This is a genomic window from Sphingomonas sp. RB1R13, from assembly GCF_036663775.1.
Classification (GTDB): domain Bacteria; phylum Pseudomonadota; class Alphaproteobacteria; order Sphingomonadales; family Sphingomonadaceae; genus Sphingomicrobium.
The window spans coordinates 326,970-351,736 of the sequence record NZ_JAXOJM010000003.1 but is presented as its reverse complement, the minus strand read 5'-3'; the positions used below and the strand labels follow the sequence as shown (position 1 = coordinate 351,736).

23 protein-coding genes and 2 tRNA genes are annotated in these 24,767 nt (G+C 63.6%); 12 read left to right on the top strand and 13 right to left on the bottom strand.

Annotated features, from left to right (window positions below; all coding sequences use genetic code 11):
* Window positions 1–14: 14 nt before the first annotated feature.
* From era to lepB, 3 genes are read right to left on the bottom strand one after another with little or no spacing between them, the layout of a single operon-like run.
* Window positions 15–908, bottom strand: coding sequence for a GTPase Era (gene era / locus U1700_RS11200; RefSeq protein WP_332752740.1), 894 nt, complete (start codon window positions 906–908; stop codon window positions 15–17).
* A complete protein-coding gene (gene rnc / locus U1700_RS11195; protein ID WP_332752739.1) occupies window positions 905–1,573 on the bottom strand; it encodes a ribonuclease III in 669 nt (222 codons plus the stop codon). Before rnc ends, era begins: the two co-directional genes overlap by 4 nt.
* Window positions 1,570–2,388, bottom strand: coding sequence for a signal peptidase I (gene lepB / locus U1700_RS11190; protein WP_332752738.1), 819 nt, complete (start codon window positions 2,386–2,388; stop codon window positions 1,570–1,572). The genes rnc and lepB overlap by 4 nt, the downstream gene beginning before the upstream one ends.
* 102 nt (window positions 2,389–2,490) lie before the next feature.
* On the opposite strand from lepB, the gene pgi reads away from it, so the two are divergent.
* From pgi to U1700_RS11165, 5 genes are all read left to right on the top strand, one after another.
* Window positions 2,491–3,990 (top strand): glucose-6-phosphate isomerase, encoded by a 1,500-nt coding sequence (gene pgi, locus U1700_RS11185; protein WP_332752737.1) that lies wholly within the window; start codon window positions 2,491–2,493, stop codon window positions 3,988–3,990.
* Window positions 3,987–5,336, top strand: coding sequence for a glutathione-disulfide reductase (gene gorA, locus U1700_RS11180; RefSeq protein WP_332752736.1), 1,350 nt, complete (start codon window positions 3,987–3,989; stop codon window positions 5,334–5,336). The genes pgi and gorA overlap by 4 nt, the downstream gene beginning before the upstream one ends.
* A complete protein-coding gene (locus U1700_RS11175; protein WP_332752735.1) occupies window positions 5,333–6,925 on the top strand; it encodes a phytoene desaturase family protein in 1,593 nt (530 codons plus the stop codon). Before gorA ends, U1700_RS11175 begins: the two co-directional genes overlap by 4 nt.
* Window positions 6,926–7,033: 108 nt before the next feature.
* The gene (locus U1700_RS11170) at window positions 7,034–7,471 is read left to right on the top strand and encodes a DUF2793 domain-containing protein (RefSeq protein ID WP_332752734.1); all 438 of its coding nucleotides are present in this window, start codon (window positions 7,034–7,036) and stop codon (window positions 7,469–7,471) included.
* A gap of 150 nt (window positions 7,472–7,621) precedes the next feature.
* A complete protein-coding gene (locus U1700_RS11165) occupies window positions 7,622–8,770 on the top strand; it encodes an OmpA family protein (RefSeq protein ID WP_332752733.1) in 1,149 nt (382 codons plus the stop codon).
* Window positions 8,771–8,879: 109 nt separating this feature from the next.
* On the opposite strand, the gene U1700_RS11160 is transcribed toward U1700_RS11165, so the two are convergent.
* From U1700_RS11160 to U1700_RS11135, 6 genes are read right to left on the bottom strand one after another with little or no spacing between them, the layout of a single operon-like run.
* Window positions 8,880–9,653 (bottom strand): enoyl-CoA hydratase-related protein, encoded by a 774-nt coding sequence (locus U1700_RS11160; RefSeq protein ID WP_332752732.1) that lies wholly within the window; start codon window positions 9,651–9,653, stop codon window positions 8,880–8,882.
* Window positions 9,650–10,717: an enoyl-CoA hydratase/isomerase family protein gene (locus tag U1700_RS11155; protein ID WP_332752731.1), complete on the bottom strand. Its 1,068-nt coding sequence runs from the start codon at window positions 10,715–10,717 to the stop codon at window positions 9,650–9,652. Before U1700_RS11155 ends, U1700_RS11160 begins: the two co-directional genes overlap by 4 nt.
* 5 nt (window positions 10,718–10,722) lie before the next feature.
* Window positions 10,723–11,868, bottom strand: coding sequence for an acyl-CoA dehydrogenase family protein (locus U1700_RS11150; RefSeq protein ID WP_332752730.1), 1,146 nt, complete (start codon window positions 11,866–11,868; stop codon window positions 10,723–10,725).
* A gap of 31 nt (window positions 11,869–11,899) precedes the next feature.
* Entirely contained in the window at window positions 11,900–12,430 is a 531-nt protein-coding gene (locus tag U1700_RS11145; RefSeq protein WP_332752729.1) for a hypothetical protein, read from the bottom strand.
* Window positions 12,417–12,824, bottom strand: coding sequence for a RidA family protein (locus U1700_RS11140; RefSeq protein ID WP_332752728.1), 408 nt, complete (start codon window positions 12,822–12,824; stop codon window positions 12,417–12,419). Before U1700_RS11140 ends, U1700_RS11145 begins: the two co-directional genes overlap by 14 nt.
* Window positions 12,821–14,239: an aldehyde dehydrogenase family protein gene (locus U1700_RS11135; protein WP_332752727.1), complete on the bottom strand. Its 1,419-nt coding sequence runs from the start codon at window positions 14,237–14,239 to the stop codon at window positions 12,821–12,823. The genes U1700_RS11140 and U1700_RS11135 overlap by 4 nt, the downstream gene beginning before the upstream one ends.
* Window positions 14,240–14,405: 166 nt before the next feature.
* Between U1700_RS11135 and U1700_RS11130 the strand changes: the two genes are divergently transcribed.
* From U1700_RS11130 to U1700_RS11120, 3 genes are all read left to right on the top strand, one after another.
* Entirely contained in the window at window positions 14,406–15,821 is a 1,416-nt protein-coding gene (locus U1700_RS11130; RefSeq protein ID WP_332752726.1) for a M28 family peptidase, read from the top strand.
* An 86-nt stretch (window positions 15,822–15,907) separates the two neighbouring features.
* The gene (gene rnr / locus U1700_RS11125; protein WP_332752725.1) at window positions 15,908–18,142 is read left to right on the top strand and encodes a ribonuclease R; all 2,235 of its coding nucleotides are present in this window, start codon (window positions 15,908–15,910) and stop codon (window positions 18,140–18,142) included.
* 179 nt (window positions 18,143–18,321) lie between these two features.
* Entirely contained in the window at window positions 18,322–18,480 is a 159-nt protein-coding gene (locus U1700_RS11120; RefSeq protein WP_332752724.1) for a Flp family type IVb pilin, read from the top strand.
* A gap of 131 nt (window positions 18,481–18,611) precedes the next feature.
* On the opposite strand, the gene U1700_RS11115 is transcribed toward U1700_RS11120, so the two are convergent.
* Window positions 18,612–18,687 (bottom strand) — tRNA-Ala (locus U1700_RS11115).
* A 104-nt stretch (window positions 18,688–18,791) separates the two neighbouring features.
* Window positions 18,792–19,106 carry a TIGR02300 family protein gene (locus U1700_RS11110; protein ID WP_332752723.1) on the bottom strand — a complete coding sequence of 105 codons (315 nt, stop codon included), beginning with the start codon at window positions 19,104–19,106 and terminating at the stop codon, window positions 18,792–18,794.
* Between the two features lie 99 nt (window positions 19,107–19,205).
* Between U1700_RS11110 and U1700_RS11105 the strand changes: the two genes are divergently transcribed.
* Window positions 19,206–19,838 carry a (d)CMP kinase gene (locus U1700_RS11105; RefSeq protein ID WP_332752722.1) on the top strand — a complete coding sequence of 211 codons (633 nt, stop codon included), beginning with the start codon at window positions 19,206–19,208 and terminating at the stop codon, window positions 19,836–19,838.
* Here U1700_RS11105 and U1700_RS11100 read toward each other — a convergent pair.
* The gene (locus U1700_RS11100; RefSeq protein ID WP_332752721.1) at window positions 19,835–20,308 is read right to left on the bottom strand and encodes a GreA/GreB family elongation factor; all 474 of its coding nucleotides are present in this window, start codon (window positions 20,306–20,308) and stop codon (window positions 19,835–19,837) included. The two genes, U1700_RS11105 and U1700_RS11100, sit on opposite strands and share 4 nt — an antisense overlap.
* Before the next feature lie 350 nt (window positions 20,309–20,658).
* Between U1700_RS11100 and rpsA the strand changes: the two genes are divergently transcribed.
* The 3 genes from rpsA (at window position 20,659) to U1700_RS11085 (ending at window position 22,943) form a co-directional block, all read left to right on the top strand.
* Entirely contained in the window at window positions 20,659–22,371 is a 1,713-nt protein-coding gene (gene rpsA, locus U1700_RS11095) for a 30S ribosomal protein S1 (protein ID WP_332752720.1), read from the top strand.
* 150 nt (window positions 22,372–22,521) lie between these two features.
* Window positions 22,522–22,818, top strand: a complete 297-nt coding sequence (locus tag U1700_RS11090; RefSeq protein WP_332752719.1) for an integration host factor subunit beta — start codon at window positions 22,522–22,524, stop codon at window positions 22,816–22,818.
* Between the two features lie 39 nt (window positions 22,819–22,857).
* Window positions 22,858–22,943: transfer RNA gene (locus U1700_RS11085), tRNA-Leu, on the top strand.
* Window positions 22,944–23,013: 70 nt separating this feature from the next.
* On the opposite strand, the gene U1700_RS11080 is transcribed toward U1700_RS11085, so the two are convergent.
* Window positions 23,014–24,612 (bottom strand): isocitrate lyase, encoded by a 1,599-nt coding sequence (locus tag U1700_RS11080; protein ID WP_332752718.1) that lies wholly within the window; start codon window positions 24,610–24,612, stop codon window positions 23,014–23,016.
* Window positions 24,613–24,767: the final 155 nt, after the last annotated feature.

Genomic DNA, 24,767 nt, shown 5'->3' with positions numbered 1-24,767 from the left:
TGGCGAAAAGAGCCTCAGTCCGCCCATTCCAGCCCGATATCCTTGTACAATCCCCGGTCCTCGTCCCATTTGGGATTGACCTTCACGTGCAGGAACAGATGGACCTTGCGGCCCAGCTGGTCGGCAATCGCCTCCCTTGCCGCCTGGCCGATCTTCTTCAACTGCGCGCCGCCCTTGCCCAGCACGATCGCCTTCTGGCTGTCGCGTTCGACCAATATCTGCTGGTGAATGACGGTCGACCCGTCCTTGCGATCCTCCCATTTCTCGGTCTCGACGGCGCTGGCATAGGGCAGCTCGGCATGAAGCTGCAGGTACAACTGCTCGCGAGTAATCTCCGCCGCGACCATCCGGTCGGTCGCGTCGCTCAGCTGGTCCGCCGGATAATGCCACGGTCCCTCGGGCATTGCGGCGGCCAGATAGGCCTTCAAGTCGGCCACTCCGTCGCCGTTCGACGCCGCGATCATGAACACCGCTTCGGGCTTCAGCCGTGATGACAAATCCTGCGCCAGCGTCAGCAGCGCGTCCTTCTTGGCGATATCGACCTTGTTGAGCACCAGCACGAGCGGCTCGGTCCGCCCCTCGACCCCTGACAGCGCTGCCTCGACCCGCGCGCCGACCTTGGCCGCGGCATCGATCACCAGCAATGTCCGGTCGGCATCCTCGGCGCCTTCCCACGCGGCGGCGACCATTGCCCGGTCCAATCGCCGGTGGGGCTCGAAAATGCCGGGCGTGTCCACCAATATGAGCTGCGCTTCACCCTCGATCGCAATTCCCATCAGCCGCGCGCGCGTGGTCTGCGCCTTGGGACTGACGATCGCGACCTTCTCGCCGACCAGTGCATTGACCAGCGTCGACTTGCCCGCATTGGGCGCGCCCAGGATGGCGATCAGCCCGCATTTCTGGGTCATTTTTTCATCTTTTCCAATAGGATCGCAGCTGCCGCGGTTTCGGCTTCCTGCTTGCTTGTGCCTTCGGCCTCGGCCTCGCCGCCGCGCGCTACGCTGACCTTGACGCGAAAGGTCGGGGCATGATGCGCGCCGACCCGGGCGATCAGTTCATAGGTCGGGGTGCCCAGGTTACGCGCCGCAGCCACTTCCTGGAGGCCCGACTTGGGATGGACCGGGGCACCGCGCTGTTCGTCGAGGTAGGGCGCCCAATGCGCGCGGACAAAGGCGTCGGCGGCGGGCTGCCCCTGATCGAGGTAGAGCGCCCCCAGCAGCGCCTCGACGACGTCGCCGATGACATTGTCGCTCATGTTGGCGCGGTCGTCGCGGGCCTGCTTGCCAAGCCTGATGTGCGCCGGAAGCCCGATCGTCCGACCGATCTCGCCGCACGTCTCGCGCGCCACCAGCACATTGTAACGGCGTGACAATTTGCCTTCGGGTTCGCTCGGGAAGCGTTCGTACAGCCATGCCGCGATGGCCAGCCCAAGCACCCGGTCGCCGAGGAACTCGAGCCGCTCATAAGTCTCGCCCGCCGAACTGCTGCCATGGGTCATCGCCCGCGCAAACAGGGCGGGGTCCCTGGGCTGAGTCCCGATCAGCGTGGCGACAAAGGTATCGATCGCGCTCAATAGCCATGGCCCATGCGGTCGGTCCTGAGCGCGCTGAACCAGGTCCAGGGCTTGACCCATGACGCGCTGCCGTCGGTCGACCAGAAGATGAAGCCGACTTTCCCGACCAGGTGATCGACGGGCACAAAACCCGCTCCCCCGATGCTCGGCGAAAAGCGGCTGTCCTCGCTGTCGTCGCGATTGTCGCCCATCATGAACACCGTATCGGCGGGCACCGTTACGGGTCCGAAATGATCCGCGGACGTGTCGCTTTGATCCAGAGTCACGAACTTTTTGCCCGACGGCAATTTTTCCATGTAGGCTGGGTAGTTGCAAGCCTCGACACCGTGTCCAAGCGTCTGCACTTGCGGTGCCATTCCGATCGTCCGGCACGGGCTGTTGGCGCTCACCCTGATCGCCGCATCGGCCACCCTGACCCGCTCGACCGGCTTGCCGTTGAGGATCACCACCCCATTGTCCACCGCGACCGTATCTCCCGGCAGTCCGATCACTCGCTTGACCCAGCTCTCCTGCTCGCGCCCTGGCGGCTTGAACACCACCACGTCGCCCCGCTCGGGAAGCGACCCTAGGACCCGCCCCCCGATCGGCGGGAACTGCCACAGGAAACTATAGCGCGAATAGCCGTACGACCATTTCTCGACGAACAGATAATCGCCGATCGCCATTGTCGGCTGCATCGATCCAGAGGGAATAAAGAAGGGCTCGAGCAGCAGGCAGCGCAGCACCCAGGCGATGATCGCAAAGCGCAGCAGGCTGCCCAGGAAGCTTGGCTTTTTACTCTTGGTCTGGGGGACGGGAAGCGAAGCAGTGGCCATGCCCGGTCCTTGCTGGCGAGACCGCCAAGGTCAAGGCACGAAGGTTTGAAATCGCGTTCAGGGGCATGGCAATATCGCCCGGCCGCGCCTAGACGCGAGCGCATGGACAATGGTGATTGGGGCCCGATCGACGGGCATGAGGTCGAGCCACTCGACGTGCTGTTCGCGAAGGATCCGGGGCGGACCGAGCGTCTTTCGCTGGGGCTCGGCGGGATCTGGTTCGACTGGTCGAAACTCCCTCTCGACGAAATTCTGGTCGGCAAGTTCGAGGCGCTGGCCGAAGCGCGCGGATTCGCTGCCACTCGCGAGGCGCTGTTCACCGGCGGGATCGTCAACCCCAGCGAAGGCCGTCCTGCCGGCCACGTCGCCGAACGCGGATCGGGATCTGCCGAGGCCAATGCTGCCGCGGCGGCGACCCACGTCCGGATGCGCGCGCTTGTCGACGCGATCGAGGCGGGGGCATTCGGCGATGTCACCGGAGTGCTCCACATCGGCATCGGCGGGTCAGCGCTCGGGCCCGACCTGGTAATCGATGCGCTCGGCCGCGAAGGCTCGCGCTACGACGTCCGCATCCTGTCGAACATCGACGGCCAGGCGTTCGAGGATGCCGTCGCCGGGCTCGACCCTCACACCACATTGGTTGCCGCTGTCTCCAAGACCTTTACCACGATCGAGACGCTGACCAATGTCTCGGCGGCGCTCGGCTGGCTATCGGACGCCGGTGTCGAGGACCCGTTCGGGCGCTTGATCGCGATCACCGCGGCGCCAGAAGCAGCGGTCGAATTTGGCGTGGATTCGACACGTGTGCTGCCCTTCGCGGAGGCCGTCGGGGGACGTTATTCGTTATGGTCGACAGTCGGCTTCTCGATCGCGCTGGCGCTCGGATGGCCGGCATTCGAAGAACTGCTCGAAGGGGCATCCGAGGTCGACCGCCATTTTCGTTTTGCCGATGGCCGCGCGAATGTGCCGCTGATGGCGGCGTTCGGCGACCTCACCATCACGCAATTGCTGGGATGCGAAACACGGGCTGTATTCGCGTATGACGAGCGGCTCCGGTTGCTCCCGTCCTATCTCCAGCAACTCGAAATGGAATCGAACGGAAAATTGGTCACGACCGATGGTGAGCCGGTCGGCCGTCGCACCGCTCCGGTTACCTGGGGCGGGGTTGGCACCGATGCCCAGCACGCAGTTTTCCAGTTGCTTCATCAGGGCAGCGTCGTCTCGCCCGTTGAGTTTGTGGCGGTGATCGAACATGAGGATGGGCAGGACGATACGCACCACCGCCAGCTGCTGCTAAATGCCTTTGCGCAAGGCGCGGCGCTGATGACCGGGCGAACGAGTGACGACGGTGCGCGGGCCTATCCAGGAAATCGACCCTCGGCAACGATCCTGCTCGATCGGCTCGATCCACGCACGCTTGGAGCGTTGCTGGCTTTTTACGAACACCGTGTCCTTGCCAATGCAGTTCTTTTGGGGATCAACCCGTTCGACCAATTTGGCGTCGAATTAGGCAAGGAAATGGCGCGGGCGATCGATGACCCGGCCGAGCGTGATCGGTTCGATCCTTCGACCCGGGCGCTGATCGAAAGGGCCGGGCTGTGAGCAGATATGATTATGACCTGTTCGTCATCGGAGCCGGGTCGGGCGGGGTGCGGGCATCGCGCGTGTCGGCAGCGCATGGTGCTCGGGTGGCAGTGGCCGAGGAGTATCGGGTCGGGGGGACGTGCGTTATCCGCGGCTGCGTTCCCAAGAAATTGCTCGTCTATGGCGCCCATTTTGCCGAGGATCTGAACGATGCGGCAATGTTCGGTTGGGACGTTCCGACCAAACGCTTCGACTGGCCGATCCTTCGCGATCACGTCCAGGCCGAAGTAAAGCGGCTCGAAGGGCTTTATAACGAGACTCTCAAGAGCAACAAGGTCGAGACGTTCCTGGAGCGTGCCACCATCACTGGCCCCAATGAGGTCCGGCTTGCGTCGGGAAGCACGCTCAGCGCCGGGAAGATACTGATCGCTACAGGCGCGCGGCCGTTCTTGCCCGAGATCCCCGGGATCGAGCACGCCATTACGTCGAACGAAGTCTTCCACTTAAAGAAGATGCCCAAGCGGATCGTGATCGTCGGTGGCGGCTATATCGCCAATGAATTCGCCGGGGTCTTTCACCAATTCGGTGCTCATGTGACACTCGTCAACCGCTCCGACACGATCCTTCGTGGGTACGACGAGTCGATGCGTGACCGTTTGCTCCAAATTTCGATCGCCAAGGGGATCGACTTCAAATTCATTTCGAGCATCGAAGCGATCGCGCGGGCCGAGCATGGCGGGTTACAACTGACGATGGCAGGATGCGACGATATCGTAGTCGACGAAGTGCTTTATGCCGTGGGGCGCAAGCCGAATATTGAAGGACTTGGGCTTGAGTCACTCGGCATTACCATCGGCGAACGGGGCGAAATCAAGGTTGATAGTGCCGCGCGGACCAATGTGCCGAGCGTCTTTGCCATCGGGGACGTAACCGACCGAATCCAGTTGACCCCAGTCGCAATCAGGGAGGGGCAGGCCTTTGCCGACACACAGTTTGGCGACAAGCCGCCATTCGAGGTGGATTATGACTGCGTGCCAAACGCCGTCTTCAGCCATCCGCCGATCGCCGGAGTGGGGATGACCGAGGGCGAAGCACGGAACCGGCTGGGTTCGATCAAGGTCTTTACCTCGGACTTTCGTGCAATGAAGAATGTCATGGCCGGCCGCAACGAGCGGTCCCTTTACAAGATGGTGGTCGAAGAAGCGTCGGACCGGATTGTGGGGATCCACATGATCGGACCCGATGCCCCAGAGATCCTCCAGGCGGCCGCGATTGCGGTCAAGGCGCGGCTGACCAAGGCAGACTTTGATGCGACAGTGGCACTCCATCCGACGATGGCCGAAGAACTGGTGTTGATGCGATGAGCGGTGAGGTCGTCATTATCGGCGCGGGCCATAACGGCTTGGTGTGCGGAACCTATCTGGCGAAGAAGGGGCTGAAAGTCACTATCCTCGAGGCGGCCGGAACCGTTGGCGGGGCAGCGGTAACCGACGAGTTCCATCCGGGCTTTAGAAACTCGGCGGCGAGCTATACCGTCAGCCTGCTCAATCCGACGGTGATCAAGGATCTGGAGCTCGAGCGACACGGGCTGAAGGTGGTCCTTCGCAAGATCGACAATTTTCTACCCGGGGTGGATGGCAAGTATCTGCTGGGTGGGCGAGAAGGACTGACCCGAGCCGAACTGGTTCGCCATCACCCGGAGGACGGGCCGGCCTATGACCGGTATCTGGCTGAGCTCGACACTGTCGTGCCGCTCATCAAGAAGTGGTTGCTGCGGGCGCCTCCGGGGCCTGGGGGCGGGGCAGGGGGGTTGCCGTCGCTGCTCAGCCTGGGACGCGACGTGGTCGGCATGTCGACCGACGAGATTCGCATCCTCCACGACTATGCGACCAAGTCCGAAGGCGACATCCTCGACCGGCATTTCACGGGCGACCTCGCCAAGGCGCTGTTCGGGTTCGACGGGATCGTCGGCAACTTCGCCTCGCCCTATTCGGCAGGGACAGCCTATGTTTTGCTCCATCACCTCTTTGGTGAGGCGGCCGGGGTCGCCGGGGCGTGGGGTCACGCGATCGGCGGGATGGGCGCGATCAGCCAGGCGATGGCCAAGGCGGCGCGCGAGGCGGGGGTCGATATCGTCCTCAATTCCCCGGTCGACGAGGTCATCGTCGAAAAGGGCCGCGCGGCGGGGGTGATATCGGGGGGCAAGGCGTGGCGCTCGGACACGGTCATTGCCAACGTCAACCCACGGCTATTGTTCGAAAAACTGGTCCCGTCGGGAGCGGTCAGTGTACAGGCCGAAGGACACTTCAAGCGGTGGGCGTGCGAGAGCGCGACGTTCCGGATGAACGTGGCGCTCGACCGGCTGCCAAGCTTCACCGTGCTCCCGGGGCGGGGAGATCATCTGACCGCGGGGATCATCATGGCGCCGAGCCTGGCCTATATGGACACCGCCTATCTGCAGGCGCGGACCGATGGATGGGCGCATGACCCGATCATTGAAATGCTGATCCCGTCGACGCTGGATGACAGCCTTGCGCCGAAGGGCAAGCATGTCGCATCGTTGTTTTGCCAGCATTTTCGCTACGATCTGGGCGTTGGGCGGAGCTGGGACGACGAACGCGAGGCGGCCGCCGACGCCGTCATCGCGACGGTCGAACGCCATGCGCCGGGGTTCGCGAAATCGATTCTCGGGCGGCAGATCCACTCGCCGCTGGACCTCGAGCGGCGGTTCGGGCTGATCGGGGGCGACATCTTCCACGGCAAGATGGGGCTCGACCAATTGTTCAGCGCGCGGCCGATGATCGGATCGGCGGATTACCGCATGCCGTTGAAAGGACTGTATTTATGCGGTTCGGGCGCGCATCCGGGCGGCGGGGTGACCGGGGCGCCGGGACATAATGCGGCCCAGGCGGTACTCGCCGATCGACGCTGGTGGCGGCGCAAGGCTAGCTGACGCCATTTTGGTACGCGAACCGATCTGGTACGATTTATCTTGACATTGTCACGCTAGTCGACTAGCTTTCAGGAACAGTGACGGATTGCCGGGCAAGCCCAGAAGGAGGTGACGCATAATGAGGCACTGGCCTTGATCGATGCGCTGGCGGGGGCCTGTGTCGAGCAGCGCGCGCTGGGTGTGCCCCCGGGGAGCCCGACGCCGGGACGTTGCTATATTGTGGCATCGGGCGCGAGCGGGGCTTGGGCGGGCAAGGTCGACCAGATTGCCGTTGCAACCGAGGGCGGTTGGCGCTTTGTCGCACCGCGAGAGGGACTGAAGGCAGTTGTCGCGAGCGAGGGGATCGACGCAGTCTATCGCGGATCAAGCTGGATTTACGGCGATCTGCGCGGGTCGCTCGTGACCATCGGCGGCAATCAGGTCGTTGGCAGTCGCGGCGCGGCAATCCCCGATCCAGCCGGTGGAACGACAGTCGACAGCCAATCGCGGGCGACATTGGCAAGCCTGCTCGCAACCTTGCGGACTCATGGCCTGATCGGCAATTAACGTATCCAACGATACTTTCTTGCGGGAAATCAACGTTATTGAGGCTTTTGCGCAACAGACGCGGCCCCAAGCTGGCTTGCGCGCCCGATTGCCTCCCCATAATGTGCGCCGGCAGTTCACTATCCGAACGCATGTGAAAGGGGATATCCTATGCGCAAGCTAGCCATTACGCTGGCGCTCGCTTCGTCGGCGATCGCGAGTCCCGCGCTCGCTCTTGACCACGCCTGGTATGTTGGCGTCGAAGGCGGCGCGATGATCGTTGAAGACACGAGCTTCAACTACACTCTCGTCCGCAACGGCGCTACAGTCGTCAATGCACCGAAGGGCATCACCGTCGACCACAAGACCGGCATCGATGCCGACCTTATAGGCGGTTATGATTTCGGCATGTTCCGCGCCGAAGCCGAAATCGGCTACAAGCGTGCGGGCATCAAGGATGTCGTCACCCGTGGCGTTCCCAACGTTCCTGCCGGGACCTATAATGCCGATGGCCATGCCTCGGTGGTTTCGTCGATGGGCAATCTGATGCTCGACTTCGGCGACGACAGTGGCTGGAACGGCTACGTCGGCGGTGGTCTTGGTATTGCGCGCGTCAAATATGACGTTTCCGTGCCGGCTATTGGTGCAAGCGTGTTCGATCGCGACAGCCGCCTTGCGTGGCAGGCGATTGCCGGCGTTCGCAAGTCGATCAGCCCCAACATCGACATTGGCGTGAAGTATCGCTACTTCAACGTGAGCAAGCTTCGCTTTAACGATGCAGCTGGGGGCACTTACCGCACCCGCTTCCGGTCGCACTCGCTTCTGGCGAGCCTGATCTTCAACTTCGCGCCGCCGCCACCCCCGCCGCCGCCTCCGCCCCCGCCGCCTCCCCCGCCGCCGCCCGCCACGATCACGTGCGCTGACGGTTCGGTGATCCCGGCGACGTCGGCTTGCCCGGCTCCGGCTCCGGTTCCGGTTGGTCCGTTCATCGTGTTCTTCGACTGGGACAAGTCGGACATCACGCCGGAAGCCGCCGCGATCCTCGACAATGCCGCTGCTGCCTATCAGCAGACCGGCAAGGCTTCGGTCATGCTTGCCGGCCACGCCGACAAGTCGGGCGGAGACGCCTACAACGTTGCGCTGTCGCAGCGTCGCGCGGATGCCGTGAAGGCCTATCTTGCTGGCAAGGGTGTTGCCGACGGTGCAATCACGACCCAGGCGTTCGGCGAGAGCCGTCCGCTGGTCGAGACCGCCGACGGTGTGCGCGAGCCGCAGAACCGCCGCGTGGAAATCACCTTCGGCCCGGGTTCGGGTCAGTAAGGGTGGGGCGGTCGCTTCGGCGGCCGCCATTCACAAGGCACAGAAAAATAGCCCCGGGGAGCAATCCTCGGGGCTTTTTTTTGCGTGCAGCGATGATTGTGGTTGCCGCTTAGCGACCGGTCCAGTTGCCGGGGCGCTTCTCGACAAAGGCCGCCATGCCTTCCTTTTGATCAGCGGAACCGAACAGGCCGTGAAACAAGCGCCGTTCGAAGTTGATGCCCTGCGCGAGGGTCATTTCGAACGTCGCATTAACCATTTCCTTGGTCGCGATCGCGGCGAGCGGCGCCATGGCCGCAATTGCCTCAGCGGTCTTGATCGCTTCGGCCAGCAAGTCTGCAGCAGGGACGACTTTTGCGACGAGTCCGGCGCGTTCGGCTTCCTCGGCGCCCATCATGCGGCCGGTCAGGCACATCTCCATCGACTTGGCTTTGCCAATCGCCAGCGTCAGCCGCTGCGACCCGCCCATCCCGGGGGAGACGCCCAGCTTGATCTCGGGCTGACCGAATTTGACGCTGTCGGACGCGATGATGAAGTCGGCCATCATGGCGAGTTCGCAACCCCCGCCGAGCGCAAACCCTGACACGGCGGCGAGCCATGGCTTGCGCGTGCGAGTGACCTGTTCCCAGCCGGCGAAGAAGTTCGCGCCATACATGTCGGCGAAGCCCTGGCTCTGCATTTCCTTGATGTCCGCGCCGGCGGCGAACGCTTTTTCCGACCCGGTCAGCACGAGGCAGCGCTGGCTGTCGTCGGCATCATAGGCGGCAAAGGCGGCTATCAGGTCGCGAAGCACCCCTGAATTAAGCGCATTCAGCGCCTGCGGGCGGTTGAGCGTGACCAGCGTCACCGCGCCGCGCTGTTCGACCAGGATTGTTTCGTAGCTCATGCCGGCACCTTGGCTTGCGGGAAGGGAGTCCATGCCGTTGCCGCAGGGGCGAACAAGGCATCGAGCATGGCGTCGTCGACGGTTTCGGGCGAGGCCGGTTGCCAATCTGGTGCGCCACTTTTGTCGATCAGCAGTGCGCGCACCCCTTCGTGGAAATCATGAGCCCGCGCGACATGGCTGGCGAGCGCATACTCCGCCGCCATTTCATCGGCGAAGTCAGTGCGCAGCTTGCCCTCGGCCATCAGCCGCAATGAAACTTTGCACGACAGCGGGCTCTTGGTGCGGATCGTCCCTGCCTCGGTCTTCGCCCAGTCGCTGCCGTCGGCATCGAGCGCGGCGAGAATGTCCTCAAGCCTGTCCGAAGCGAAATGCTTGTGGATGGCGAACTCATTGGCGGCGATGCGCGGATCGGGCGGGGTCGTCGCGGCGGTACCGAGCGCGCCGGCCAATCGTGCGGGAGCGGTGACGATCCGCTTGATCAGATCGGCCACCTCGTCCGACCGGACATAATGGGTCGCAAGTCCCAGATAATGACATTCGGCGCCGTCGAGCCGGGCCCCGGTCAACGCCATGAACTCGCCAACACGGCCCGGCAAGCGCGGCAGGTACCAACCCCCACCCACATCCGGGAACAACCCAATCCCGGTCTCGGGCATGGCGAACTTGGTGTTGTCGGTGGCGACCCGATAGTCGCATGGCAGCGCGATGCCGACCCCGCCCCCCATCGTGATCCCGTCCATGATCGCGAGGCAAGGCTTGGGGTAGCTGAACAATAGGTGGTTGAGGCGATATTCGGCGTGGAAGAAGGCGTCCGCCGCCTCGCCGCCGGAAGCGCCCGATTTTGCCAGCATGACGACGTCGCCCCCGGCGCAGAAGCCGCGTGTGCCCGGCGCATGGTCGATGATGATTGCCTCGATCGACGGGTCGTCGCGCCACTCGATCAGCGCCGCGCTCATCGCTTCGCACATCGCGAGATTGAGCGCGTGAATCGCCTTTGGGCGGTTCAGCGTGATCCGCCCGACCGCGCCGTCGCGGCGGGTGACGACCTCTGCATCAAGATTCACGGCGGTCATCCCTGCCGCAGCATGTCGCGGCTGACGATCATGCGCATGACCTGGTTGGTGCCTTCAAGGATCGAATGGACTCGCAAATCGCGCCAGAAGCGCTCGATCGGATAGTCCTGCAGATAGCCATAGCCGCCGAATAATTGCAGCGCACGATCGACGATCGAGGAGCCATTGTCGGTCGCCAATCGCTTCGCCATTGCCGCGAAACGGGTCTTGTCGGGGGCGTTGTCGCTGACCTTGGCGGCGGCGAGATATAACAGGGCCCGCGCCGCCTCAAGATCGGTTGCCATGTCGGCGAGCGTAAACTGGGTCGCCTGAAAGTCGGCGATGGCGTGGCCGAACTGCTTGCGTTCCTTGGTGTAGCTGACCGCCTCGTCGAGGCATCGCTGGGCGCCACCCAAGGAGCAGGCACCGATGTTGAGGCGGCCCCCGTCGAGTCCCATCATCGCGATCCGGAAGCCTTCGCCCTCACCGCCGACGCGGTTGGCGACGGGCACCCGGACCTCGTCGAAATTGACTTGGGCGGTGGGCTGGGAATGCCAGCCCAATTTCTTCTCGGGCGCGCCGAACGAAACGCCGGCCATGTCTTTCTCGATGACCAGGCAGGAAATGCCTTTCGGCCCGTCTTCCCCGGTGCGCACCATCGTCACGTACAGTTCGTTCTCACCGCCGCCCGAAATGAACGCCTTCGATCCCGAGACGACATAATGGTCGCCGTCGCGTACGGCGCGTGTCTTGAGCGCCGCGGCGTCCGATCCCGATCCGGGCTCGGTTAGGCAATAGCTTCCAAGCTGTTCCATTGTCAGCATCGCGGGGAGGTACTTCGCCTTCACCACATCGTCGCCGAAGCGGTCGATCATCCACGCGGCCATGTTGTGGATCGAGATGAATGCGCTGGTCGAGGGACAGCCATAGGCCATCGCTTCCATGATCAGCGCTGCCTCCAATCGTCCAAGCCCGATTCCGCCGCTTTGTTCCGACACGTAAATCGACCCAAAGCCTAATTCGGCTGCAGCGCGGATCGTCGCGCGCGGGAAAATATGTTTCTCGTCCCACTCGGCGGCGTGGGGCGTGATTTCGTCAGCGGTGAACTTGCGCGCCATGTCCTGGATCGCGCGCTGGTCCTCGGTGAGGTCGAACTGGCTCATGTCGCCTGCCCTAGCGCCGGGGTATGGCTCGTCAACCGGGGCAGCGCGTATAGGTCAGATTGACCGGCGGCTCCTGGCCCGGCTCGGCATCGGTCGTGCGGTGAAGCTCGGCCTTGACCAGGGCGAACCGTTCGGTCCGCATCCAACTCTGGCCCTCGCCCGAAAAGCTGTAGCGGGCGGCGAAGCTGGTGTCAGTCGCGCCGATCACCTTTTCGAGCGTGCCCCTGGCTTCGTAGAAAGTCAGCCGCACGTCGCTGATTGTCAGCAATCCCTTAGCATCGCTCCTGGTCGACGTGCAGTCGGCTTTGTTCAATCCCCATCGCCCCTGAAAATGGTCGGGGATGCGCGTCCGTGGCGGAAGCGTAACTCGATCAAGGGCGACCCTTGGCGGGGGCGGGGAGGCAACCCCATTGCCCGCGTTCGCCGCGGCATGATCGGTGGGCGGAAGCGCGGCATTGATCGGGGTCGCAGGGTCATTGTTCGCGACATTGGCAGGGGCCTGCTGCTGGCAAGCGGCGAGAGCGAGCGCCGCGAGCACCGCAGTGTGGCTATGCTTCTTCATGGCCGACCAACGCTTCGGCCTCGATTTCGAGCCGCCATTCGGGGCGGAGCAGACCCGCGACAATGATCATCGACGACGCCGGGCGGATCTCGCCGAACACCGCGCCATGCGCCGCACCGATCAGCCCGGCCTCGGCGGCATCAAGCAGGAATACCCGTGTCCGCACAATGTCGTCGACCGTCCCGCCAAGCTCTTCGACCGCCGCCACGATTACCTGAAGGCAGCGCGTCGTCTGCACCCCCGCGTCGCCGACAGTCGACGACCCGTCGGCCTCGATCGGCGCAGTCCCCGATACCAGAATCCGGTTGCCGACGCGGACCGCGCGCGAGAAGCCGATCGACGCTTCGAACGGCGATCCGCTGGAGGCCCGGCGGCGCTCCGCTACCCCGCTCAAGCGAGCTTTGCCATAACGTCGCCGAACAGCTCTTCGTCGCTCGGCAGGGTTTTCGGCACCGCGAGCGGCTTCGACACCCACGTCTCGTTGATCAGGTCGCGCCAAGTGATGTTGTTGTTGGTGCCATTGCCGCCCCAGCTGCCACAGCCAAGCGAAAAGGTCTGGCGCATGCCGTTCCACAAATTGCCGCTGTTGGATGCCGACTGAGGCTGGTTGACCATCACCCGGCTGGTCCGCGTTCCCTCGGCCAGCTTGAGGATATTGGCATCCGACCGCGAATAAATGCCACAGCTGTGGCCCTGGCCCTGATAGGCCTGGATTCGGTTGGTCAGCGCAATCGCGTCGTCGATATCCCTAGCCCGATAGACGGCCATCGTCACCGTCATCTTCTCGCCCGAGAAGGGATAAGCGGCGCCCGCACCGGTCTCGTGGACGATGAAGAATTGCGTGTCTTGCGGAACGTCGAACCCGGCATAGCTGCCGATGAATTGCGGGGTCTGCGCGACCACCTTGGCGTTGATGTGGCCGTCGACCCAGATTGCACCCTGCAATTTTGCCTTCTGATCATCGTCGAGCACCAGCCCGCCCTTGGCGACCAGCTTGCCAAGCATTTCATCGTAAATGGCGTCGACCAGGATAACGGCATTGTCGCTGCTGCACGAGGCGGCGAGGTCGAGCGTCTTGGACAGGCGAATCTTCTCCGCGGCGGCGTCGAGGTCGGCGGTCTCGTCGACCGTGATGACCGCATTGCCAACGCCCACGCCAAGCGCGGGCGTGCCGCTCGAATAGGCCGCCGTGACCATCGCGCTGCCGCCCGTCGCCAGCACCCGGTCACACTGGCGCATCAGCTCGTTGGTCTTCTCGACCGAGGGAACGTCGATGCTCAGCACGATGTCGGCCGGGGCGCCCATCTTGACGATCGCCGCGCGCATCAGGTCGCAGATCAGCTTGTTGGTCAGCTTCGCGCGCGGATGGGGCGCAACGATGATCGAATTGCGTCCCTTGACCGCCGAGATCGCCTTGATCACCGGAGTCGCTTCGGGGTTGGTCGAGGGCGACAGCGCACCGATCACCCCGACCGGCTTGGCGATCTTGACGATGTTGCGGACCGGATCCTCCTCAATCACGCCGACTGACTTGTCGTCGATAATGTCCATCAGCGTGGCGCGGGTCTTGCGGAATATCTTGAGATATTTGCCGTCGTAATTGCCCAGTTGAGTTTCATCGACGGTCTTTTGCGCGATCATCTCGGCAACGCCGGGCCGCGCGACCGACCAGACCATCGCGCGGATCAGGGCATCGACCTGCTCCTGTGTATAATGGGCGATCTGCTCCTGCGCCGCGCGCGAGCGAGCCACCAGCTCGGCGATTTCCTCGGCTTCGGACGACTGGACGATCTGTAGGGCGGTGGCCACGGTAGGAGCTCCTGTGATGGTCGATCGAGGCACAGCAATGCCAAACGAAATGATCGGATCGGCGAATGCGGATTTCGCAGTCGCTTTGTCACTGGCCATTTTGCCAGTCTACGCCTGCAAAGGCAAAAGGATTTGCTGGCGATGCTCGACCGGCTAGGTGAAGGCCATGTCCTTGTTCCTGCTCGCGGCGCTTGCCGCCACTGCCACGCCATCCCCCGACGCGCGTCTGCGCGCGATCATCGCACCGGTAAGCGCCGAGAGGCTACGCGCCGATGTCGCCGCGCTGGTCGGGTTCGGAACGCGGCACACGCTGTCGTCGCAGACCGATCCGAAGCGCGGTATCGGAGCGGCACTGAACTGGGGCGCGGGCGAGTTCGCGCATTATTCTGCAGCGTGCGGCGGGTGCCTGGTCATCGCGCGGCCGTCGACGATGGTGCAGGGCGAGCGCGTGCCGCAGCCGACGAGGCTGACCGACGTGATTGCCATCCAGCGCGGCACCGAGCGGCCGAACGATGTCGTTATCATCACCGGCCATATCGACAGCCGCGTGACCGATCCGATGAACGCGACCGCCGACGCGCCGGGGGCAAATGACGACGGGTCGGGCAGTGCCGCGGTACTCGAGACGACGCGCGTGCTGTCGAAGCACAAGTTCCCGGGCACGATCGTCTATGCCCTGCTCTCGGGCGAAGAGCAGGGGCTCTATGGCGGCAAGCTCCTCGCCGATTACGCAAAGGCGCAGGGCTGGAACATCATCGCCAACCTCAACAACGACATCATCGGCAACAGCTGTGGGTCGGACGGGGTGTGCGATTCGACCCATGTCCGGGTGTTCTCCGAAGGCCCGCGCTGGCAGGGGCGCGAGGAATTATCGGAGGCGCAGCGCAGCCTGGGTGGCGAGAATGACAGTCCGTCACGCAACATTTCGCGCTATCTCGATGGGCTGGCGGACCGGCTGAACATCGGTCTCGACGTGCGCCAAATCTGGCGCAACGACCGCTTCGGGCGGGGAGGGGACCACACCGAATTCCTCAACGCCGGCTACCCCGCCGTGCGCCTGTCGGTCGCGGTCGAGAATTACAATCAGCAGCATCAGGATGTCCGTACTAAGAAGGGCGTCGTCTACGGCGACACTATCGGCGTGATGGACTTTCCGTACCTCGCGAAAATTGTGAAACTGAACACAGCGGCTTTGGCCGCGATCGCGAGCGCCCCGCCGCCGCCCGAGCCGATGGTGGAGGGGGCGGTATCGAAGGACACTACCGTGAGGTGGCGTGCCGTTGGGTCTGCCGGATATCGCATAACATGGCGCCGCACCGACGCAGCCACTTGGGGATCGTACCGAACGGTGTCGTTCCGAACGGTGTGCAAGCAGGTAAGTTCGATGAACGCTCCTGCGGATGGAACCTTGCAGAAGACTGAATCTTTCGAATTCCCTTGCGAAACCGTCCTCCCCCACATCCGCGTCGACGATTGGGTGTTCGGCGTCTCCTCGGTCAGCGCCGCCGGCTTCGAAAGCCCCGTTGCCAGCGCCGTCCCGGGCGGCGCGTTCAAGCCCTATGTGGCGCCCCCGGCGAAGTGAATCGTCATTGCGAGCGTGGCGAAGCAACCCAGCGACCTAATACTGGATTGCTTCGCTACGCTCGCAAAGACGGCTAGGGGGCGGCAATGCCTGTCAATAAATCGCGCCCCGCCAAGGGCCTCCCCACCGCCAAGCAGATCCTTGAGTTCATCGAGCAGTCGGGCCAGCCCGCCGGCAAGCGCGAGATCGCCCGCGCCTTCAGCCTGTCGGGGCATGAGAAGATTATGCTCAAGGCGCTGCTCAAGGACATGGCCGACGAGGGGCTGATTGATTCGGCGCCTGGCCGCGCCTTCCACAAGACCGGCGGAGTGCCGCGCGTGACCGTGCTGCGGGTCGTGTCGGTCGAGGATGGGCAGGTGCTCGCTATTCCCGAGCAATGGCACGCCGAGACCCCGCCGCCACGGCTGCGCGTGATCGAAAAGGGCCGCAAGTCTAGCCTTGCACTCAACGACCGCATTCTTGCGCGGACCGAGGAAGCGGGCAGGGGCCTCGTCGCTCACCCGATGAAGCTGTTGGCGAAGTCGGCCGAACTCCTCCTCGGCGTCATCAAGCAGGAGGGCAGCCGTCACTATCTGTCCCCGGTCGACAAGCGCGAGCGGCGCGAGATCATGATCTCGGACCTGAACAATGCCCAGCCCGGCGACCTCGTCCTCGCCGAACCGTCGGGGCGCCCGCCGCGTGTGACGGCGCGCGTCGACGCGATTCTCGGCGACCCCTTTGCCCCGCGCAGCTTCAGCCTGATCGCGATCCACAAGCACGGTCTTCGCGACACGTTCGGCGAGGACGTGATCGCCGAGGCCGAGCAGGTCGCGAAACTCGACCTCGGCCAGCGCGAAGACCTGACGCACTTGCCGATCGTCGCGATCGACCCCGCCGATGCCCGCGACCATGACGACGCCATCTGGGCGAGCCCGCGCGACGACGGCGGGTGGGACGCAATCGTCGCCATCGCTGACGTCAGCTTCTACGTCCGCGAAGGATCGGCGCTCGACAAGGAGGCCAAGGCTCGCGGCAACAGCGTCTATTTTCCTGATCGCGTCGTGCCGATGCTGCCCGAGGAATTGTCGGCCGATATCTGCTCGCTGAAGGCCGGCAAGGATCGCGCGGCACTCGCCTGCCACATGGTTGTCGGCAAGGATGGTGCCTTGCTGTCTTGGCGCTTCACCCGCGCCAAAATCCGTGTCGTCGCCAACATCGCTTACGAGGACGCGCAGGGTGCGATCGACGGGACGGCGGGACTTGTCGACGCCGAGATCGTCGAGGGCGCGCTGAAGCCCCTGTGGGCCTGCTGGGCTGCTCTCTTTGCGGCGCGCGAGAAGCGCCAGCCGCTCGATCTCGACCTGCCCGAACGGCGCGTCATGCTCGACGAAAAGGGCCGCATTCTCTCGGTCGCCCCGCGCGAACGGCTCGACGCGCATCGGCTGGTCGAGGATTATATGATCGCCGCCAATGTCGCCGCCGCGAAAGCGCTGGAGGCGAAGAAGGCCCCGGTGATGTACCGCATCCACGAAGGCCCGGGGCGCGAGAAACTGGTCGCGCTCAAGGATTATCTCGCCACCTTCGAGATCGAGTTCGCGCTTGGCCAGGTCGTCCGCCCGCAGACCTTCAATCATATCCTGGAGCGGGTTGGCGACCATGACGCCCGGCCCGAGATCATGGAGCAGGTGCTCCGGACCCAGATGCAGGCGCGCTATGGTCCGCAGAATCTGGGCCATTTCGGGCTCGCGCTGGGCAGCTACGCCCACTTCACCTCGCCGATTCGCCGCTATGCCGATCTGGTCGTTCACCGCAGCCTGGTGCGCAGCTATCGCCTCGGCGAGGGCGCGATGTCCGACGGTGCGGCCGCGGGGATGGAAACGCTGGGAGAGCATATCTCGATGCTCGAGAGACGCGCGATGGAGGCAGAGCGCGAAACCATCGACCGTTACGTCGCGGCCTTCCTCAGCGACCGGGTCGGGCAACTGCTTGCCTGCCGTATCAGCGGGGTGCAGCCGTTCGGCTTCTTCGCTACGGTTGAGGGCTTAGGCGGAGACGGGCTCGTTCCCGCCGCGATTCTCGGTAATGAATATTTTCGTTATGACGAAGCGGCGAAGGCGCTGGTTGGGGACGACACGGGTGAAACCTTCCGCCAGGGCCAGAAGCTCGAGCTCAAGCTGGTCGAGGCCAATCCCGTCTCGGGCGCGCTCCGGTTCGAACTTCCCCAGGGCAAATTCGGTGGCGGCGGGACCGGACCGCGCAAGGATCGCACTGCGCCGCGCGGCCCTCGTCGCGGGCGGCCCGCCAACATCCGTCACCAAGGCGGACGCAAGGGCGGTCGATGATGCTTCGCGAAAAATTGGTTTTGGCGGATCAAAAAAAAATTGATGGTTAAGACCCGCTAACCTGCCGCTTTAAGTCTTTCTCAACGGTCGCACCCTAATTCTGCATTCAACCGGGGCCAACAGGACAGGCTCTGGTGGGGGATCAAACATCCCCACGTGGAACATTTAGGAGACCAGACATGTCGAAGTTTCTCAAGCTGATCAAGAATAACAAGGGCGCCACCGCGATTGAGTACGGCCTGATCGCCGCTCTGATCGCCGTCGCCGCCATCGGCGCGATGACTGCCGTTGGCAGCAAGCTGTCGACCACGTTCGGTAACGTGTCGGCCAAGCTCTAAGGCTTAACCGCTCAAGAGTTGACAGTCTAACGGAACGGCGGCGTCGCGAGACGCCGCCGTTTTCGCATGTGCGCTCGGTCGATCCGGCAGATACAAAAAAGCCCGCGAATACCGCGGGCTTTTCAGAATAGTGGTGGAGCCGTGGGGGATCGAACCCCAGACCTTCGCAATGCCATCGCGACGCTCTCCCAGCTGAGCTACGGCCCCAATATGTGCGCCTTTAGGCGATCAACCCTTCGCTGCAAACCCAAAAAACATCGGGCCGCAAATGGATCGCCGGCCATCGCTGGGTGCGACGGCCGGCCGATCAATTAATGTTCTTCTTCCTCGGTGCTGGTCTCGACTCCGAGCCCGTCCTCGCTGGTTTGAAGATCGACCTCGTCGTCGGCCGAGATTTCCTCGTCCTCGTCAGGGACCAAGTCCTCGGCAGCGAGATCCTCATTTTCCTTCTGCTTATCGGGCTGCGCTGCCTCGAACGCCTGCGGCTGCTTCGACTTCAGCACAGATTCTGGCACGAACGTCGCACCGCACGCAATGCACGTGACGGGCTCGTCCTTGCCAAGATCGTAAAAGCGGGTCGAACATTTGGGGCAAGTGCGCTTGTGACCCCATTCGGGCTTGACCATCTGGCCACGTCTCCAGTGTTTTCGGGTAGGCCGGAGGGTCCCGGCCAGTCGGCGGGCGCCTTGCCATAGCCCTGGCCCGGTGTCAAAGCGCGGGCCATCGTGAAATCATCTTTCGTCATCGCCGTCGACGGTCCCGCGGCCAGCGGCAAGGGCACGATCGCCCGCGCGCTTGCCGCACATTATGAGCTGCCACACCTCGATACCGGTATGCTTTACCGTATGGTCGCGCTGGCCTTGCTGCGCTGGGGCGGGGATCCAGGCAGCGAGTTCGAAGCGGTCCGCGCATGCAAAAGCGGGTTGGTCCCGGTCGATGATCCCGAACTTCGCTCCGAAATTGTCGGCGAAGTCGCCTCGCGTATCTCCGCATTTCCGGCGGTGCGTGCCGCCTTGCTCGAACGGCAGCGCGAATTTGCCGACCAGCCGGCGGGCGCCGTGCTCGACGGGCGCGACACGGGAACCGTTATCGCCCCCGATGCGACCGCCAAGCTGTTTGTCACCGCCGCCCCCGAAATCCGCGCCCGGCGCCGGTTCGACGAACTCGTCAGGCGCGGCAAGTCCGTCCACTTCAACGAAGTGCTGACCGACATCCGGGCCCGCGATGCCCGCGACTCGGGGCGAACAGCGGCCCCCTTGCTCCAGGCCGCCGATGCCGCGCTGCTCGATACCGGGGCAATGACCGTCGATCAGGCGATCGCCGCCGCCATCGCGCTGGTCGACGACCGCCTCGCCTAGCCCTCGTCGGGCAGGGGCTCGATCGAGATGACCTCTAGCGTCGAATCACTCCCCGGCGCGTCAACCTCGTCACCGACCCTGGCCCCGATCAGCGCGCGCGCCAGCGGCGCCGAATAGGCAAGGCGGCTGGTGGCGGGGTCGCTTTCGTCATGCCCGACAATGTCGATCGTCCGCGGTATCCCGTCGCGATGAAACGTCACGCGGGTCCCGATCGCGACGATTTCGCCTGTTGCCGGCGGCGCGACATGCGCCGTCGCCAGCCGATTGCGCCAGTAGCGCAGGTCGCGAAGCACCGGCTTGCGCGCTTCCTCGCCCTCGGCCAGGACGAGCAGCGCCTCCAGATCGGCATTGCGCGCCACGATCAGCGCATGGCCTCGCCGGGTTACCAAATTGGGGCCGACCGGGATCGGCAGCTCGAACCGCGGCTCGAGATGCTCCTCGTCGCTCTCCCGGCGAAAGGCGACGCTCATGGCAAGGACGGGGCTGAAGTCATGGCGGTGAACCTAGCACCACGCGCAACGGTGGCACAGGGAGCAAAACCTTGCCCTTGCACCCCCACTTGCGCTAAGAGCGCACGCGTCCGGCGGGTGCGTCCCGCGGGCGGCCCGTCATCTGGCGAGCGCGATGGTCCCGGTGCCGCCTCGGCGCCGCCGGGTCTCTCGCGCTGTTGCCATGGCCAGTCGCCTGCAGCGCAGCCACCAGATGCCCTCCCGGCATGGGGTCTGGAGGGCGTTCAGGGTTTCACCAAAGTCCGCTCGACGGAAGCCGACCACGTTGGTCCGGCCAGCGGCCGAAACGCTTTTTGAAAGACCAATTTTTTATGGCCACTACGGCATTTCCCACCCGCGACGATTTCGCCGCACTCCTCAATGAATCGCTTGGCGGCGAGAATGAGTCCTTCGAGGGCAAGGTCGTCAAGGGCATCGTCACCGGGATCGAGAATGATCTCGCGGTGATCGACGTCGGCCTTAAGTCCGAAGGGCGCGTCCCGCTGCGTGAATTCGCCCTGCCCGGCCAGAAGGCCGAGCTGAAGGTCGGCGATGAAGTCGAAGTGTTCGTCGACCGGGTCGAGAATGCGATGGGCGAAGCGATGCTGTCGCGCGACCGCGCCCGCCGCGAAGCCGCGTGGGACAAGCTGGAAAAGGAATTCGAAAAGGGCGAGCGCGTCGAAGGCACGATCTTCGGCCGGGTCAAGGGCGGCTTCACGGTCGACCTCGGCGGCGCCGTGGCCTTCCTTCCTGGTTCGCAGGTCGACATCCGCCCGGTGCGCGACGTCGGCCCGCTGATGGACCTGCCGCAGCCGTTCCAGATTCTCAAGATGGATCGCCGTCGCGGCAACATCGTCGTATCGCGTCGCGCCATCCTGGAAGAGACCCGCGCCGAGCAGCGTTCGGGCCTGATCCTCAGCCTGGCCGAAGGTCAGGTGATCGAGGGCATCGTCAAGAACATCACCGATTACGGTGCGTTCGTTGACCTCGGCGGCATCGACGGCCTGCTTCACGTCACCGACATCAGCTACAAGCGCGTCGGCCATCCGAGCGAAGTCATCGCCATCGGCGACACGGTCAAGGTGCAGATCATTCGCATCAACCGCGAGACCCAGCGCATCAGCCTAGGCATGAAGCAGCTCGAAAGCGATCCGTGGGAGGGCGCGCAGGCGAAGTACCCGATCGAGGGCAACTTTACCGGCCGCGTTACCAACATCACCGAATATGGCGCTTTCGTCGAGCTCGAGCCGGGCATCGAAGGCCTGGTCCATGTCTCGGAAATGAGCTGGACCAAGAAGAACGTCCATCCGGGCAAGATTGTCAGCACTTCGCAGGAAGTCGAAGTCAAGATCCTCGAGGTCGACGAAGAAAAGCGCCGCATTTCGCTCGGTCTCAAGCAGGCCCAGTCGAACCCGTGGGGCGATTTCGCGGACAAGCATCCGGTCGGCTCGACGGTCGAGGGCGAAGTCAAGAACGCCACCGAATTCGGTCTGTTCATCGGCCTTGATGGCGACGTCGACGGCATGGTCCACATGTCGGACATCGCCTGGGGCGTCACCGGCGAAGAGGCGCTTGCGCTTCATCACAAGGGTGAAAGCGTCAAGGCGATCGTCCTCGACGTCGATGTCGAAAAGGAGCGCATCAGCCTCGGCATGAAGCAGCTTGAGCGTGGCGGCGTTGCTGCCGGCGGCGCGGGCACTTCGGGCGGCACTGGCGTCAACAAGAACGAGACGGTCACCGTGACCGTGCTCGAAGTTCGCGACGGGGGCCTTGAGGTCCAGGTCGGCGACGATGGCGTCACCGGCTTCATCAAGCGCACCGACCTTGGCCGTGACCGTGACGAGCAGCGGCCCGAGCGCTTCCAGGTCGGTCAGAAGTTCGATGCTCAGGTCACCGGCTTCGACCGCTCGAAGAAGCCGACCTTCTCGATCAAGGCGCTGCAGATCTCGGAAGAGAAGCAGGCGGTTGCCCAATATGGTTCGTCGGATTCGGGTGCCAGCCTCGGCGACATCCTCGGCGAAGCGCTGAAGGCTGCCAAGAAGTAGAAGTAACGGGTCGAAGTTGTGGGATAACCTGCGGCTGACCAAAGGAAACGGCGGAGCAAGCGTGGAAACGCTTGCGCCGCCGTCTTTTTTTTGACAGTTTCCTTGCGTGCGCGCAGGGGGTGTGCAGCAATTAAGCGAGCGGGCGGGGCAATGATAAGATCTGAACTGGTGCAAAAGTTGTGCGGCGACTTCCCGGATCTCACCCAGCGTGAGGTCGAGGGTGTCGTTGCCGCCCTGTTCGACTCGATCACGACCCAACTCGCCGAAGGCGGACGGGTCGAGCTGCGCGGCTTCGGCGCCTTTTCGACTCGGCAGCGCGACGCCCGCGTCGGCCGCAACCCGCGGACCGGCGAAGCGGTTGACGTGTCGGCCAAGCGCGTGCCTTATTTCAAGCCGGGCAAGGAAATGCGCGAGCGCCTAAACCTGAGCGAAGTCACCGCCGAATAGCTTGACGCGACGCCTGCGGCGGGCGAACCCGTCGCCCGTGTGGACGTGGCGGAATCGGTAGACGCTGGAGACTTAAAATCTTCTGCCCTTGAGGCGTGCGGGTTCGAGTCCCGCCGTCCGCACCAGCTTTAGACAAACGAAGACCGCCGCGCCTGGTCAGGACGCGGCGGCCAATTTGATCGATCGCCAGCCCGCTTACGCCGCAGCGAACTGGTTCATCGTATTGTGTGCGCCGCCCGCCTTGAGCGCGGCTTCCCCGGCGAAATATTCCTTGTGATCGTCGCCCACGTCGCTGCCCGACATGTTCTGGTGCTTGACGCAGGCGATGCCTTGGCGAATTTCCTCGCGCTGGACGCCCTTGACGTAGCCTAGCATCGCCGCCTCGCCGAAATATTCCTTGGCCAGGCTGTCGGTCGACAGTGCCGCGGTGTGGTAAGTCGGCAGGGTGATGAGGTGGTGGAAGATCCCCGCCCGGGCCGCGCTCGCCCGCTGGAAGTCGCGGATCTTCTCGTCGGCCTCGGCGCCAAGCTCGGTTTGGTCATAAGCAATGCCCATCAGCTTGGCACGGTCATAGGCCGAGACGTCACGACCCGCTTCGGCCCAGGCGTCATAGACCTGCTGGCGGAAGTTCAGCGTCCAGTTGAACGACGGTGAGTTGTTATAGGCCAGCTTGGCGTTAGGCACGACCTCGCGGATGCGGTCGACCATCGATGCGATCTGCTCGATGTGGGGCTTCTCGGTTTCGATCCACAGCAGGTCGGCACCATTCTGCAACGAGGTGATGCAGTCGAGCACGCAGCGGTCGGCCCCGGTCCCGGCGCGGAACTGGAACAGATTCGAAGGCAGGCGCTTGGGCCGCATCATCTTGCCGTCGCGGTTAAGGATGACGTCGCCGTTGCGCGCGGTGGCGGGATCTATCTCCTCGCAGTCAAGGAAGCTGTTATACTGGTCGCCGATGTCACCCGGCTCCTTCGACACCGCGATCTGCTTGGTCAGGCCGGCGCCCAGACTGTCGGTCCGCGCGACGATGATTCCGTCGTCGATTCCCAGCTCCATGAAGGCATAGCGGCAGGCGCGGATCTTGGCGTTGAAATCCTCGTGGGGCACGGTGACCTTGCCATCCTGGTGGCCGCACTGCTTCTCGTCCGACACCTGATTCTCGATCTGCAGCGCACAGGCGCCCGCCTCGATCATCTTCTTGGCGAGCAGGTACGTCGCTTCGGCATTCCCGAAACCGGCATCGATGTCGGCAATGATCGGCACGACATGAGTCTCGTAATTGTCGATTACCGACTGGATCTGGTGCGCCTTCATTTCGTCACCGGCATCGCGCGCGGCATCGAGTTCGCGGAACATCATCCCCAGTTCGCGCGCGTCGGCCTGCTTGAGGAAGGTGTAAATCTCCTCGATCAGCGCCGGAACGCTGGTCTTCTCGTGCATCGACTGGTCAGGTAGGGGGCCGAAATCGCTGCGCAGCGCGGCGATCATCCAGCCTGACAGATAGAGGTAGCGCCCCTTGGTCGTCCCGAAATGCTTCTTGATCGAGATGAGCTTCTGTTGGGCAATGAAGCCGTGCCAGCAGCCCAGCGACTGGGTGTAGTGCGCTGGATCGGCATCGTAGGCGGCCATGTCGTCGCGCATGATCCTCGCAGTGTAGCGCGCGATGTCGAGCCCGGTGCGGAACCGGTTCTGGCTCCGCATCCGCGCGACGCTTTCGGCGCTGATTCCGTCCCAGGTGCCATTGAAGCGGCGGATCGTCTGGTCGGCGTCGGCAATCTGGCTGGAGTAGGTCATGGCAGTTCCCGTTGGTTGAAGCATGAACGGCTACTACGTTCGCAAGCGCAACATGGCCGTCGGAAAAGAGCAAAGCTGTAAACTCTTGACAAGAAAGTCTGTGGACCACGCGACTCTCTGAGCGCCTCAATCCGTGTACGACACGTACCGAACGT

Coding starts and splice junctions, on each gene's coding strand:
- era (WP_332752740.1), bottom strand. CDS start 908: ATGACCCAGAAATGCGGGCTGATCGCCATCCTGGGCGCGCCCAATGCG.
- lepB (WP_332752738.1), bottom strand. CDS start 2,388: ATGGCCACTGCTTCGCTTCCCGTCCCCCAGACCAAGAGTAAAAAGCCA.
- pgi (WP_332752737.1), top strand. CDS start 2,491: ATGGACAATGGTGATTGGGGCCCGATCGACGGGCATGAGGTCGAGCCA.
- U1700_RS11175 (WP_332752735.1), top strand. CDS start 5,333: ATGAGCGGTGAGGTCGTCATTATCGGCGCGGGCCATAACGGCTTGGTG.
- U1700_RS11165 (WP_332752733.1), top strand. CDS start 7,622: ATGCGCAAGCTAGCCATTACGCTGGCGCTCGCTTCGTCGGCGATCGCG.
- U1700_RS11160 (WP_332752732.1), bottom strand. CDS start 9,653: ATGAGCTACGAAACAATCCTGGTCGAACAGCGCGGCGCGGTGACGCTG.
- U1700_RS11150 (WP_332752730.1), bottom strand. CDS start 11,868: ATGAGCCAGTTCGACCTCACCGAGGACCAGCGCGCGATCCAGGACATG.
- U1700_RS11145 (WP_332752729.1), bottom strand. CDS start 12,430: ATGAAGAAGCATAGCCACACTGCGGTGCTCGCGGCGCTCGCTCTCGCC.
- U1700_RS11130 (WP_332752726.1), top strand. CDS start 14,406: ATGTCCTTGTTCCTGCTCGCGGCGCTTGCCGCCACTGCCACGCCATCC.
- rnr (WP_332752725.1), top strand. CDS start 15,908: ATGCCTGTCAATAAATCGCGCCCCGCCAAGGGCCTCCCCACCGCCAAG.
- U1700_RS11120 (WP_332752724.1), top strand. CDS start 18,322: ATGTCGAAGTTTCTCAAGCTGATCAAGAATAACAAGGGCGCCACCGCG.
- U1700_RS11110 (WP_332752723.1), bottom strand. CDS start 19,106: ATGGTCAAGCCCGAATGGGGTCACAAGCGCACTTGCCCCAAATGTTCG.
- U1700_RS11100 (WP_332752721.1), bottom strand. CDS start 20,308: ATGAGCGTCGCCTTTCGCCGGGAGAGCGACGAGGAGCATCTCGAGCCG.
- rpsA (WP_332752720.1), top strand. CDS start 20,659: ATGGCCACTACGGCATTTCCCACCCGCGACGATTTCGCCGCACTCCTC.
- U1700_RS11090 (WP_332752719.1), top strand. CDS start 22,522: ATGATAAGATCTGAACTGGTGCAAAAGTTGTGCGGCGACTTCCCGGAT.
- U1700_RS11080 (WP_332752718.1), bottom strand. CDS start 24,612: ATGACCTACTCCAGCCAGATTGCCGACGCCGACCAGACGATCCGCCGC.